Here is an 11849-nt window from a genome sequence, read left to right as displayed (position 1 = left end):
CCTGCCCCCCCCCACCCCGGGCGCCCCCCCCCCCCCGGGGCCCCCCCCCCCCGCACCGCAGCCGGCGCATATCGCTATGCTCGCCGGCTGCGGGATCGGTTGGTTTCCACCCGCTGTCGCGGATCGACATTGGCGACCGCCGCTACCTGATGACCGGCTGACCGGGCACGAAGGTCGGCGACGTCGCACACCACCCCAGGTGGTCGCAGTAACGGGGCGAGCTGAGCACCGCGAAGTGGATCACCGCGGCCACCGCGATGACCGCGATCATCGCGAGGAACAGTGACCTCCGAGGGTCAACCACCATCCAGATCTTATGCATGGGCTGTCTCTCCTTCCCGTCCGATCAGAAGAAGCGCCAGTCCGGCGGGACGATCTGGTTTCCGTAGACGAGCGGACGCCACAGCCACACCAGGATGTGTGCGCCCATCGAAGCGAAGACCGAGAAAGCCCACCCCTGGATCAACAGGCGGTGGATCTCCCGCGCTTCGCCCTCAGTCAGGCCGGTTCGCGAACCTTCGGCCATGCCTCGAGCCTCCTATTGGCCTTGCGGCCGTTACCGCGCAGATCCCGCGCGGCCGGGTTGCCAGGCGGCGAGCCGCCATGGCGTACCCGCACCAGGAGCCGGCAGGCGCGATGCGCCATCCGGTTCGAGGTGCGGGATCTGGGGAGCGGATCAGTCATGCGACGCTCTCCGCGAGCGTGCGTGCGACACGGTCCGCTGTGACGCGCTGCTCCCCAGCAGTGCGTGCTGCCTTCTCCACCTGCTCGCGCAGGCGCTTGGCGGCGGAGATGCGGAGCAGGAAGGGCTCCGACTCCACGCGCCGGTCGAGGAGGGAAACCGCCTCCTCGTCCCAGATCTCGGCCGGGCGCACCGGCGTCGGCTCGACGCGGTCGAGATCGGTCCCGAGCGGCAGGATGTGGAACAGCGCGTCGAACAGCGCGTTGCAGTATTCCTGCACGATGTAGGTCGCGCCGGCATAGCCCATGAAGGGCGTGCCGGTGCTGCGGCGGATGATGGCGCCGGGGAAGCTGGCCGGGATGTACATGGCGCGGCTGCGCAGCTCCGCGGCGTACATCCGCTCGTTGTAGGAGCCGTAGAGCACCAGAGGCGGGGACTTCTTCATCGCCTCGCGCACCGCGGCGTTGTCGGGCTTCTCGCCGGCCTTGCGGGCGAAGGCGAAGGCGCAGGGCACGCCCATCTCCTCGCCGAGGAAGCGCTGCAGGCCGCGCGCATAGGTCTCGGTCGCGACCACCGCGAAGGACGCGCTGGCGAAGAAGTCCTGCGTGACGCTGCGCCAGAGATCCCAGAGCGGCTTGATGGTGGTGTGCTTCTCGCGTTCGATGAAGGGCTCGGGGTCGAGCCCCGTCAGCTCGCCGAGCTTGCGCAGGAAGTTGGTGGTGGCGAACAGGCCCATCGGCGCGCGCAGCCAGGGGCGGTCCAGCTCCTCGCAGAGCTTGCGGCCGAACTCGCGATACATGCAGATGTTGACGTCCGCATCCGGCAGCTTCGCGATGTCCTCGACATGGCTGCCGAGCGGGAAGACCAGGTTCACCTCGCAGCCGATGCCTTCGACCAGGCGGCGGATCTCCGCCAAGTCGGAGGGCATGTTGAAGGTGCCGTAGATCGGCCCGATGATGTTGACGCGCGGCTTCTCGCCGAGCTTCGGGTTGCGCGCCCGCACCTTGCGGCCCTTGGCGCCGAACTCGCTCCAGAGCCACATGATGGCGCGGTCCGCGGCCTGCCACTGGTCCTCGTCGATGGTGCGGCAGATGAAGCGCTGCAGGTTCGATCCCTGCGGCGTGACGCCGCCGCCGATCATCTCGGCGATCGAGCCGGTCACCACCACCGCCGGCAGGTCCGGGTCCTGCGTCGCCGCGGCGCGCTTCAGGTTCGGCTCGGTGCCGTTCTGCGACAGCGAATCCTCGTCGAGCCCGGTCACCACGATCGGCAGCTCATGCGGCGGCAACGCATCCGTGTAGTGCAGCACCGCAGTGACGGGCAGGTTCTCGCATCCGACCGGGCCGTCGATCACCACGCGCAGGCCGCGTATCGCCGAGAAGGCGTAGATTGCGCCCCAGTAGCCGCCGGCCCTGTCGTGGTCGAGAACGAGCATGGCGCTATGTTCCCACCGCCTCTTCGGCGCGCGCCTTGATCGCGCGCAACTTCCGCTGCCTGTCGCGGAATCCCTGCGGTTCCTCGGGCTTCCCCTTGAAGCCGTAGCCTGCGCGATCCGCCGTCCCGACGCCGTCGAAGAAAGAGACCATGCGCGCGAAGCGTTCGCGCCCGCCGGTCTGCGCGGCGACGATCGCCGCCATGGAGCCGGCGCCGGCCGGGCCGAACAGCGGCCGCGCGCTGACCATGTTGGTGAAGTAGAGCGCGGGAACGCCGAGCTCCTTCGCCTTCTGCACCAGGGGCGTCGTGCCGAGGGCGAGATCCGGCTTCGCGTCCAGCATCGCATGGACGTCCTGCTCCAGGCTCGCGCGGTACTGCACATGCGTGCCGCGCGCTTCCAGCCATTCGCGGTCAGGATCCGACCATTCGGTGCGCGGGCAGGCGGTGCCGACATAGGGCACCTCGGCGCCGGCCTCGCTCAGCAGGCGGGCCACCAGCAACTCGCTGCCTTCATAGCCGGAGACGGTGATGCGCGCCTTGATCGGCGCGGCGGCCATCGCGCCCTTGATGGCGGGCAGCATGCGCGCCTTCGCGGCATCGAGCATGGCGGCCGGCACCTCGGCAGCCTTGGCGATCGCCTCCATCCAGGCGGCCGTGCCTTCGACGCCGACCGGGCCGGACCCGACGACCGGCCGGCCCGCGGCGCGGAACTCGCGGATGCTCGCGGTGTAGAAGGGATGCACGGCGGCGACCGCGACGGCATCCAGCGCGGCATAGAGATCGCGCCATTCGCGCGCCGGCGTCTGCGGCGCCAGGCCGAGTCCCATCGGCGACAGGATCGCGCCGATGCCCATCGGGTCGGCGGGGAAGAGCTCGCCGATCAGCGCGATGGTGCGCTCGCCTTCCACCAGGTTGCGCGGGCGGGCGACCGGTCCGGCCTCGGCCTCGAGCCGCGCATAGCGCAGCATGGCGCCGGAGAGCACGTCCTTCGCCTCGGCATGGGTCGGCACGCCGAAGCCCGGCACGTCGATGCCGATGATGCGCACGCCGTTGATCTGCTTCGGCAGCAGCTCGAGCGGCACGCCGGAGGCTGTCGGGACGCAGAGATTCGTCACGACGACCGCGTCGTAGTCCTCCGGCTTCGCCGTCTCATGCACGGCGTCGCGGATGTCTTCGAACAGCTTGCCCGTCACCAGCGTCTCGGAGTTGAAGGGCACGTAGCCGACGGTCCGGCGCGCGCCGTAGAAGTGGCTGGTGAACGTCAGGCCATAGACGCAGCAGGCGCTGCCCGAGAGGATCGTCGCCACGCGCCGCATGCGCAGGCCCACGCGCAGGGACCCGAAGGCCGGGCACATGCTCTGCGGCTGGTCGTGCGGGCCGCGCGGATAGTCCTTGGCGAGACGATCCATCGTCTCGCTCTTGCCGGCGGCCCGCGCGGCCGCCTGCAGCGTTTCCCGGCCGCCATGGCAGCCGGAGCCTTCTGCAGGCATCGGTGCGCTGGTGGGAGGGAGCGTGTCCATCAGGCGCCCTCGTAGACCACTTCGAGGGAGGGCTTCGCGACCACGCCCGCGGCGCGCATGTCTTCCTGGCTCGCGGGCTGCAGCACCACGTCGCGGCCGACCACGTCGCCCTTGAACAGGCCGAGCAGACCTTCCTGCGTCAGCGGCGTCGGGCGCAGCGGCGGCGCCTCCGCGACCTGCACGCCGAGCGCCTGGAACAGCGGCCCCCACTCGCCATCGGGCCGGCCGACGATCTCGTAGTTCGCGCTCTTGCGGCGGATATCCTCGTTCGCCGGAATCGCGGCCAGCACCGGGATGCCGGCCGCCTCGGCGAAGGCCTGCGCCTCGCCGGTGCCGTCGTCCTTGTTGATCACGAGGCCCGCGACGCCGACATTCCCGCCCAGCTTGCGGAAATACTCGACCGCGGAGCAGACGTTGTTCGCGACGTAGAGGCTCTGCAAGTCGTTCGAGCCGACGATGATCACCTTCTGGCACATGTCGCGCGCGATCGGCAGGCCGAAGCCGCCGCAGACCACGTCGCCCAGGAAGTCGAGCAGGACGAAGTCGAAATCCCATTCGTGGAAGCCGAGCTTCTCCAGCAGCTCGAAGCCGTGGATGATGCCGCGGCCGCCGCAGCCGCGGCCGACCTCGGGCCCGCCGAGCTCCATGGCGAAGACGCCGTCGCGCTTGAAGCAGACATCGCCGATGACCACCGGCTCGCCGGCGGCCTTCTTCCGCGACGATGTCTCGATGATGGTCGGGCAGGCCTTGCCGCCGAACAGCAGGCTGGTCGTGTCGCTCTTCGGGTCGCAGCCGATCAGCAGCACGCGCTTGCCCTGCTGCGCCATCATGTAGCTGAGGTTGGCCAGGGTGAAGGACTTGCCGATGCCGCCCTTGCCGTAGATGGCGATCACCTGCGTCTGCTTCTTCGCAGGTTCGGTGTGCACGGGGTCGGGGCCTTGCGCGGCTTCCGCGCGCAGCTTCTCGGCCATGCTGGCCTGGGTGTCGCGATTCGGCTGGAACCCGGCAGGGGCGTTCATTGGCAGTCCCTCCAGTCGAGAACCATCTTCAGGCAGCCCGGATCTTCGAAGGCGGTCCGGTAGGCGTCCGGCGCGGACGCGAAGTCGCGGCGATGCGTGACGAGGCCGTCGAGCTGCAGAAGGCCCTCGGCGATCAGCGCCTGCACGGCGGCGAGGTCGGGCTCGCGCCACTCGGCGGCGATGCGGATCCGCGCCTCGCGCATGAAGGCGGGCGGAAAGGAGAAGCTGAGCGGCGCGCTGTAGAAGCCGGCCAGCACGATCTCGCCGCCAGGGGCGAGACGCTGCACCAGCGCGTCGAGGATGCCCGAGTCGCCGCTGACGTCGCAGATGCAGCGATAGTCGCGGCGCGGATCGTCGTCCGGCGACACGACCGTGTAGCCGCGCGCGCCGTCGCTGCGGGCCGGGTTCAGCTCCCACACGGTCGGCGCGGGCGCGCCCATCGCGACGACGATGCGCGCGATCAGCCGACCCAGCACACCATGGCCGATGACGAGATCAGGCGGCACGGCGCCAGGGACGATCGCATGCCGGGCGGTGGCGGCGAGCGCGAGCAGCACCGCATCGGCGCCGAGCGACTCCGCGACGGGAACCGTCTTCGTCGCCGGCACCACAAGGCGGCGCGCGGCGCCGCCGAACAGGCCGCGCACCGCTTGGCCGTCGCGCGGGGCGAAGCAGCGGGCGCCGGGCACGAAGACATGCTCGCCGATCCGCCGCCCCGCGGCGGCGCCGGCACTCACCACGCGGCCGACGGATTCGTAGCCGGGCACCAACGGATACCCCATGCCCGGGAAGGGCGGCATGCGGCCGGTGAAAAGCAGGCGCTCCGTGCCGGTGCTGATGCCGCTGAACGCGACATCCACCACCACGTCCTCGTCGCCCGGGGCGACGAGATCCAGCCTGCTCAGCGCAAGCTTTTCGGGTGCTTCGAGGACGACGGCGAGGGTGTCCACAGCGGGTTCCGGACTTTTGCGGATCGTCAGGGTAGCCTGACAGGATTTACTGTCAAGCATAATTGACACCAATCGGTCACGGCGTGCCGGCCTCCGCGATCATCACGCGAGTCAGCAACGGCGTATGGGTGGGCAGGAGACGAGAGGAAGCGAAGCCGGCGGCCGCGAGCAGCGCCTGCAACTCCTCCGGCCGGCGGGGGCGGCCACGACCCATGGCGAGCAGGTAGAAACCGAAATAGGCGTCCCCGGCCGGCTCGGCGCCGGGTGTGGCGGACATCGGCTCGGCGATCAGCAGCCGGCCGCCCTGCGGCAGCACGGCGCGCACCCGGCGCAGCAGCGCCAGCACCACCGCATCGTCATGGTCGTGCAGCACGCGCACCAGGCTGACGAGGTCGGCGCCCTCCGGCAGAGCATCCGTGGTGAAGTCCCCGCCATGCACGGCGGCGCGCGGCGTGAGGCCGAGGCGCGCGAAGCGCTCCCGCCCCTGCTCGGCGACCGCCGGCAAGTCGAACAGCATCAGGCGAAGATCGGGCGCCGCGGCGGCGGCGGGGGCTCCGCGGCACGTTCCAGCAGCGCCGCGAGGCGCTCGCGCGCATCGGTGCGGTTGCGGTCCTGGCTGCGATGGCGGCTGGCCTCGATCACCAGCACGCCGTCGCCCGTCACCCTCCGGCCGGCCAGGCGTTCCAGCCGCGCGCGCAGCGCCTCCGGCAAGCCCGCGCGGTCGAGATGCACGCGCAGCTGCACCGCGGTCTCGACCTTGTTGACGTTCTGCCCGCCGGGGCCCGAGGCGCGGAGGAAGTGCTCCTCGATCGCGGCGTCGGGGATGGTCGGGATGCGGGCCATGCCTGCGGCCATAGGCGCTGGGCCCGCGCCCCGTCCAGCCGCGTGACATCGTCACCGACGCGCCGCGGCCGGCATGCTCCGCTGTCCCCCGGTCGCGGCGCCCTGCCGCGCGAGGCAAGACAGGAGACAGAGACGATGACCCGGAACATGGGCGGTATCGACCGCGGGCTGCGCCTCGTGGCGGGTCTGGTGCTGCTGGCCCTCGGCGCCTTCGGCCCGCTCGGCTGGTGGGGGCTGATCGGGCTGGTGCCGCTGGGCACGGCGCTGATGGGCTCCTGCCCGGCCTACTCGCTGCTCGGCTTGAACACCTGCCCGGCGGGCAAGGGCGCCGCCTGAGCGGCTTGCGCGGGCCGGGGGGCCGGCGCGCCCCCGGCCCGCCGCCCCGTCAGAACACGAAGCGCGTGCCGACCAGCAGGCTGCGCCCGGCGATGACGAAGCCGTTCGCCGGCTCGTAGCGGCTGTTCGCCAGGTTGCGGCCTTCCGCGAAGACCGCGACCGTCTGGGTCGCCTGCCAGCTTGCCGTCAGGTTCAGCACCGTGCCGGACTTGTTGTAGGCGATGCTCGTCACCGACCGCCCATTGTCCAGGTAGGAGGCGAAGGGGCCTTCCGGCGACGGCCCGGTCCAGATCACCTCCGGCACGATGACCACCGAGCGCACCGGGGCGATGCGGGCAAGCGCCGCGACGGCGTTGCGCGGCCTGCGTGGCAGCGGCCGGTCGGTCGCGTCGTCGCGCGTCTCGGTGATCGTCCAGTTGGCCTGCAGCTCCAGCCAGGCGGCGGGGCGCAGCGTGCCGGACAGCTCCACGCCCTGCGCGCGCGCATTCTCGACATTCTCGAGCGTCGAGAAGGCGGCGTTGAAGTTGATCAGGTCGCGGAAGCGGGTCTGGAAGAAGGTGGCGCCGAACGTCGCGAAATCGCCGCGGCCGAAGCCGGGGAGATCGGTCTCGATCCCCGCCTCCCAGGCGAAGGATTCCTCGGGCTGCAGGTCCGGGTTGCCCCGGAAGGTGGTGCCGATGCGGCCGAAGCGCTGGAACAGCGACGGCGCCTTGAAGGCGGTGCCGGCCGAGAGCAGCAGCCGCGAATTGATCTCCGGCACATCGAGCGTGGCGCCGAGCCGCCAGGCGGTGAAGCCGCCATAATCCTCGGCCTCGTCCTGCCGGACCCCGCCGAAGATCTCCAGCCGGTCGAAGAAGCGCGCCTGCCCGCCGACGTGATACGCGGTCGAACGCGCGGTCGCGTCGGTGATGGTCTGGAAGGGCAGGTTGCCCGAGCGGCTGTCGGTCGATTCGATCTCGCGCGTGATGCCGAAGGTCATGCGCACGTCCTGCGCGGCGCCGACGGTGCCGAAATCCAGCCGGTTGCCCCAGTCATAGGTCTCCCGCGTGCCGCGGAAGAGATCGTCCGTGCGGGTGGGCGAGAGGTTGTCGGGCAGGTTCACGTTGCGCCGGCGATCCTCGGTGACGGCGGCGCGCAGGCCGGTGGTCCAGATGCCGAACAGCAATGCCTCGCCGCGGACCTGGCCGAACCAGCGCTGGTCGGTGATCTCGTTGTTCGGATCGTCGCGCGGGACGTTGTCGAGGCCGAACTGGTTCTCCCGCCAGCGCAGCAGCCCCTCGATGCGCGTGGTCGGCGTCGGCCGCACGCCGACGCGGGCGGTCGCCGCGCCGCCCGAAAAACCCTCGCGCTCGCCGGTGTTCGACCAGAAGCGCGGCGCGGTCGCGTCCGAGGCGCGGGAGGAGAGGCCCTGGCCCATGAACAGGTAGTCGTAGCGCTCGGTGGTGCCGGCGATGCCGCCATTGCCACCCAGGGTGCGCTGCGTGCCGCCGGCGATCTCGCCGAAGGCCTGGAAGGGCGTGCCCTGCGGCGCGCGGCGGGTGATCATGTTGATCACGCCGCCGATCGCGCCGGAGCCGTAGAGCGCCGAGGCCGGGCCGCGCACCACCTCGATGCGCTGGATGTCGCCGAGCAGCTCGTTGCCGAAATTGTAGGCGCCGTTCGGCTCCGAGGGGTCGTTGACCGGCACGCCGTCCAGCAGCACCAGCACGTGGCGCGAGGCGCTGCCGCGCAGGAAGCCGCTGGCCTGCTGGCCGACGCCGCCGGCCTGCACCACGCGCATGCCCGGCACCATGCGCAGCGCCTCCGCCAGGGTGCGGTAGCCGCGTTCCTCGATCTCCTGGCGGCTGATCACGGTGACGGCGGCGGGAACGCGGTCCTGCGGGGTCGGGATGCGCGTGGCGGTGACGACGGTCTCGGGCGCCTGGATCGTGGGCTGCTGCGCGCGCGCGGCAGGCGCAAGCGCGAGCGCGCTTGCACAGGTAACGAGAAGAAAGCTTCGCATCGGATCCTCCGTGCGACGTGACGACATGCCCCGCGCGGTTTCCCGCACGGGACGGCTGGCGTCGTCGCCACTGGCGGAGCCGAGCTCCGTTGCGCCGGTGCACCCCGCCCGGCACGCGCGGGACGTCTCTGCGCCGGCCGGTCTCCTGGCTCGCGGAGTGCCGGGGGATCCCCGGGGTCCTGCCCGCCTTCTCGGGGTGACACCCCAATGGCGTGAGGGCAGGACGGCTCCGCCTACAGTTGCGGGGGCAGCCGCGGCCTTGGTGCGATCCTTCCGCGAGTCACGCGCCGCGACCTTCGGTCGCTTTGCGATCGCATCGGATCCTCACCTCTCGCGCGTTCCCGTTTCAGCCCTTGCGGGCCACCGTCGCATGGCCGGAGTGTATCGCGCGCCTGACACCGGCGCCAAGATGGCGGCCCGTGTGTCAGGCGACCCAGCCGAAGGCCTCGAAGCCGAGCCAGACGATCAGCACCAGGACGGCGGTGGCGAAGATGCAGCCCGCGATGGTCAGCGCCACGCCGAGGCCCGTCACCTTGCTGTCGTGCTCGATCAGCCCGAGCGCCATGACGATGTTGCCGAAGGCGGGCGGGCCGTTGGTGAAGGGGCCGGGCAGGATCAGCATGATCGCGACATAGGCGGTGAGCCAGCCGATGATCCGCTCCCCGATCGGGCCGATGAAGAAGCCCGGCCGCGGCTTCACGAAACGCTCGATCCGGCCGAGCCCCTTGGAGGAGGCCGAGGCGAGCCGCAGCAGGTCGGAGCGCTTGATGCTCTGCCGCGCCAGGATGCGCGGCAGCTTCGGCACGCGCAGGCCGAGGCCCATCTGGATGCCGAGGATCATCAGCGGCAAGCCGAAGACGCTCGCCATGCCGGGCAGCAGGCCGGGCAGCAGCAGGAGCAGGAGCAGCAGGCCATAGGCGCGGTCGCCGAAGGCCTCCGCCATCTCGCCGAGCGTGATGCGTTCGCCGGGAAAGGCGGCGGCGACCTCCGCGACGATCCGGGAGATCGGCGCGGTGTCTTCAGCCTGCGGGCGTTCCGGATCCATGGGCCCAGGATGGACGGCTCAGGGCAGGCCGAACAGCCAGGTGAAGCCGGCCATCAGCGCATAGGCGATCGTGCCGATGATCGACAGGCCGAGGAAGCTCGCCGCCACGCCGAAGGCCGCGCCGGCGAGGATCGTCAGCGTATCCTCCTCCATCAGGCCGATCGCCATGATCATGCAGGCGAGCGAGGGCGGGCCGTTGGTGAAGGGCAGCGGCACGATGACGATCAGCGCGAGCCAGACGCCATAGGCGCCGACCACCCGCTCGCCCAGCCGGCTGGTCACGATGGAGGGGCGCGGGCGCACCCAACGCTCCACGCGCCGCAGCCAGGGCGTGGCCTTCTGGGTGATCATCACGAGGTCGGTGCGGCGCATCGAGCGCGCGGTCAGGAATGCCGGCAGGCGGGGCGCCGGCAGGCCCAGGGCGAGCTGGGCGCAGATGATCATCAGCGGGATGCCGAAGATCGGGCTGAGGCCGGGGATGTAGATCGGCAGCAGGTTCGGCAGGGCGAAGAGGACGATCAGCACGCCGTAGCCGCGCGGGCCGAGCGCCTCGATCAACCCGCCGAGGGTCACCCGGTCGCTCGGCCAGGTCCGCGCGATGTCGCAGACGAGTTCGGAGACGGGTACAGGATGCGCATCCGCATGCGACGCAGGCGGCGCGTGGCGCAGGCCGTCTATGGCGGACCCCTCCTCCAGACATGCCGGCCTTGGCGCCGGTGACGCTCCCCGCGCGAGCAGTAGCATGGCGCGCGGGGCGCCGACAGAGCGGATTCACGGTGCCGTGAAGGTGGCGGCAAGCCCGGCCGCCACCCACCCGCCGCCACCCGCCGGCCGTCAGACCGGCTGGAAGTTCGCCAGCCGCAGCAATTGCTGGCTGCGCGCGAAGTCCCGCGCGATGAAGGCGGCGAAATCCGCCCCGCTCTCGGCCTTCGGCGTGATGCCGAGCGTCGCGACACGCGCCGTCACATCGGCTTCGAACATGCCGGTGCGCAGCACCTCCCCGATGCGGGCGGTGATCTCGGCCGGCACGCCGCGCGGACCCCACAGCGCCCACCAGGACTGGATGTCGAGGCCGGGCATCCCCGCCTCGGCGGCGGTCGGGATCTCGGGCGCGGCGGGGCTGCGCTCGGGTGCGGTGATGGCCAGCGCCTTCACCCGGCCGGCGCGCACCTGCGGCAGCGTCGCCAGGATCGGGTCGAACATCAGGTGGACATTGCCCGCCACCACATCGGTCAGCGCCGGCGCGGTGCCGCGATAGGAGGCCTGGGTCAGGTCGGCGCCGACCTGGCGGATGAACTCGATCGTCGCCAGGTGCCCCGCCGCGCCGAGGGAGGAGACGGCGAAGGCCCAGTCGCGCGGATTGGCCCGCGCGGCGGCCACCACCTCGGCCAGCGTGGTCTGCGGCCGGTTGGCGTTCATCACCAGCAGCAGCGGGCCCTCGCCCACGCGCGTGACCGGGAGCAGGTCCGCCACGGGATCGTAGCCGGGGTTCTGCATCACCAGCCGCGCCAGGATCTGGATGCTGGCCGAGAAGAGGAAGGTGTAGCCGTCGGGCGTGGCCTGCGCGACCGCCTGGCCGCCGATGGCGCCATTGGCGCCGGCGCGGTTCTCCACCACGAAGGTCTGGCCGAGCTTCTCCTGCAGCTTGGCGGCGGTGACGCGCGCCATGCCGTCCGTCGCGCCGCCCGGCGTGAAGGGCACGATCACCCGCACCGGGCGGTTCGGCCAGGTTCCTTGCGCACGGATCGCCGGCGCGGCGATCAGCCCCGCCCCCAGCGTCGCGGCGCCGATGAGTGCGCGTCGTTGCATTGGTCTGGGCATTGGTCTCGTCTCCCGAAGCTCCCGCGCCTGGAATGGCGACTTGCCCGGGGCTTTGCAACAAAGGCCTGCATGGAGCCCGTGGATGTCGCCCTCTGCCTCGCCATGGATGTCTCGGCGAGCGTGGATTTCGAGGAATTCGCGCTGATGGCCGGCGGCACCGCCGCGGCGCTGCGCGATCCCGGCGTGCTGGCCGCGGC

The 11849-nt window shown here is 71.2% G+C and carries 14 protein-coding genes and 1 riboswitch; of the genes, 2 read left to right on the top strand and 12 right to left on the bottom strand.

The annotated features are described in order from the left end of the window. Positions 1–142 precede the first annotated feature (142 nt). The 8 genes from pufA to arfB all read right to left on the bottom strand — a co-directional run bounded on the left by pufA (position 143) and on the right by arfB (position 6448). The gene (gene pufA / locus AC1MIR_RS12650; RefSeq protein WP_480028506.1) at positions 143–322 is read right to left on the bottom strand and encodes a light-harvesting antenna LH1, alpha subunit; all 180 of its coding nucleotides are present in this window, start codon (positions 320–322) and stop codon (positions 143–145) included. A gap of 24 nt (positions 323–346) precedes the next feature. Then, the gene (locus AC1MIR_RS12645; RefSeq protein WP_137181323.1) at positions 347–526 is read right to left on the bottom strand and encodes a hypothetical protein; all 180 of its coding nucleotides are present in this window, start codon (positions 524–526) and stop codon (positions 347–349) included. Between the two features lie 154 nt (positions 527–680). Continuing rightward, positions 681–2117 carry a chlorophyllide a reductase subunit Z gene (gene bchZ, locus AC1MIR_RS12640; protein WP_480028505.1) on the bottom strand — a complete coding sequence of 479 codons (1437 nt, stop codon included), beginning with the start codon at positions 2115–2117 and terminating at the stop codon, positions 681–683. A gap of 4 nt (positions 2118–2121) precedes the next feature. Continuing rightward, entirely contained in the window at positions 2122–3525 is a 1404-nt protein-coding gene (gene bchY / locus AC1MIR_RS12635; protein WP_480028504.1) for a chlorophyllide a reductase subunit Y, read from the bottom strand. Positions 3526–3635: 110 nt separating this feature from the next. Next, positions 3636–4655 (bottom strand): chlorophyllide a reductase iron protein subunit X, encoded by a 1020-nt coding sequence (locus AC1MIR_RS12630; RefSeq protein ID WP_480028503.1) that lies wholly within the window; start codon positions 4653–4655, stop codon positions 3636–3638. Beyond that, positions 4652–5605 (bottom strand): chlorophyll synthesis pathway protein BchC, encoded by a 954-nt coding sequence (gene bchC / locus AC1MIR_RS12625; protein WP_480028502.1) that lies wholly within the window; start codon positions 5603–5605, stop codon positions 4652–4654. Before bchC ends, AC1MIR_RS12630 begins: the two co-directional genes overlap by 4 nt. A 76-nt stretch (positions 5606–5681) precedes the next feature. Further along, positions 5682–6122 (bottom strand): methyltransferase, encoded by a 441-nt coding sequence (locus tag AC1MIR_RS12620; protein ID WP_480028501.1) that lies wholly within the window; start codon positions 6120–6122, stop codon positions 5682–5684. After that, entirely contained in the window at positions 6122–6448 is a 327-nt protein-coding gene (arfB, locus tag AC1MIR_RS12615) for an alternative ribosome rescue aminoacyl-tRNA hydrolase ArfB (RefSeq protein WP_480028500.1), read from the bottom strand. Before arfB ends, AC1MIR_RS12620 begins: the two co-directional genes overlap by 1 nt. Positions 6449–6583: 135 nt before the next feature. Here arfB and AC1MIR_RS12610 point away from each other — a divergent pair, with 135 nt between their 5' ends. After that, positions 6584–6784, top strand: coding sequence for a YgaP family membrane protein (locus AC1MIR_RS12610; protein WP_480028499.1), 201 nt, complete (start codon positions 6584–6586; stop codon positions 6782–6784). Between the two features lie 49 nt (positions 6785–6833). On the opposite strand, the gene AC1MIR_RS12605 is transcribed toward AC1MIR_RS12610, so the two are convergent. The 4 genes from AC1MIR_RS12605 to AC1MIR_RS12590 form a co-directional block, all read right to left on the bottom strand. Beyond that, a complete protein-coding gene (locus tag AC1MIR_RS12605) occupies positions 6834–8786 on the bottom strand; it encodes a TonB-dependent receptor plug domain-containing protein (protein ID WP_480028498.1) in 1953 nt (650 codons plus the stop codon). Positions 8787–8904: 118 nt separating this feature from the next. After that, a riboswitch (cobalamin riboswitch) is annotated at positions 8905–9169 on the bottom strand. 41 nt (positions 9170–9210) lie between these two features. Beyond that, a complete protein-coding gene (locus tag AC1MIR_RS12600) occupies positions 9211–9831 on the bottom strand; it encodes an exopolysaccharide biosynthesis protein (RefSeq protein ID WP_480028497.1) in 621 nt (206 codons plus the stop codon). Positions 9832–9849: 18 nt separating this feature from the next. Beyond that, positions 9850–10575: an exopolysaccharide biosynthesis protein gene (locus AC1MIR_RS12595; protein ID WP_480028496.1), complete on the bottom strand. Its 726-nt coding sequence runs from the start codon at positions 10573–10575 to the stop codon at positions 9850–9852. Positions 10576–10665: 90 nt separating this feature from the next. Next, positions 10666–11640 carry a Bug family tripartite tricarboxylate transporter substrate binding protein gene (locus tag AC1MIR_RS12590; protein ID WP_480028495.1) on the bottom strand — a complete coding sequence of 325 codons (975 nt, stop codon included), beginning with the start codon at positions 11638–11640 and terminating at the stop codon, positions 10666–10668. Positions 11641–11721: 81 nt separating this feature from the next. Between AC1MIR_RS12590 and AC1MIR_RS12585 the strand changes: the two genes are divergently transcribed. Next, a partial coding sequence (locus tag AC1MIR_RS12585) for a DUF1194 domain-containing protein (RefSeq protein WP_480028751.1) occupies positions 11722–11849 on the top strand: 128 nt, incomplete at its 3' end.

It is taken from the genome of Falsiroseomonas sp. RANM36 (assembly GCF_056682175.1).
The sequence above is the reverse complement of the archived record's forward strand: the minus strand, read 5'-3'. Positions and strand labels throughout refer to the sequence as shown.

Excerpts from the sequence above, each read along its gene's own strand:
- pufA (WP_480028506.1), bottom strand. The coding sequence starts at position 322 with ATGCATAAGATCTGGATGGTGGTTGACCCTCGGAGGTCACTGTTCCTC.
- AC1MIR_RS12645 (WP_137181323.1), bottom strand. The coding sequence starts at position 526 with ATGGCCGAAGGTTCGCGAACCGGCCTGACTGAGGGCGAAGCGCGGGAG.
- bchZ (WP_480028505.1), bottom strand. The coding sequence starts at position 2,117 with ATGCTCGTTCTCGACCACGACAGGGCCGGCGGCTACTGGGGCGCAATC.
- bchY (WP_480028504.1), bottom strand. The coding sequence starts at position 3,525 with ATGGATCGTCTCGCCAAGGACTATCCGCGCGGCCCGCACGACCAGCCG.
- AC1MIR_RS12630 (WP_480028503.1), bottom strand. The coding sequence starts at position 4,655 with ATGAACGCCCCTGCCGGGTTCCAGCCGAATCGCGACACCCAGGCCAGC.
- AC1MIR_RS12620 (WP_480028501.1), bottom strand. The coding sequence starts at position 6,122 with ATGCTGTTCGACTTGCCGGCGGTCGCCGAGCAGGGGCGGGAGCGCTTC.
- arfB (WP_480028500.1), bottom strand. The coding sequence starts at position 6,448 with ATGGCCCGCATCCCGACCATCCCCGACGCCGCGATCGAGGAGCACTTC.
- AC1MIR_RS12610 (WP_480028499.1), top strand. The coding sequence starts at position 6,584 with ATGACCCGGAACATGGGCGGTATCGACCGCGGGCTGCGCCTCGTGGCG.
- AC1MIR_RS12605 (WP_480028498.1), bottom strand. The coding sequence starts at position 8,786 with ATGCGAAGCTTTCTTCTCGTTACCTGTGCAAGCGCGCTCGCGCTTGCG.
- AC1MIR_RS12600 (WP_480028497.1), bottom strand. The coding sequence starts at position 9,831 with ATGGATCCGGAACGCCCGCAGGCTGAAGACACCGCGCCGATCTCCCGG.
- AC1MIR_RS12595 (WP_480028496.1), bottom strand. The coding sequence starts at position 10,575 with ATGCTACTGCTCGCGCGGGGAGCGTCACCGGCGCCAAGGCCGGCATGT.
- AC1MIR_RS12590 (WP_480028495.1), bottom strand. The coding sequence starts at position 11,640 with ATGCAACGACGCGCACTCATCGGCGCCGCGACGCTGGGGGCGGGGCTG.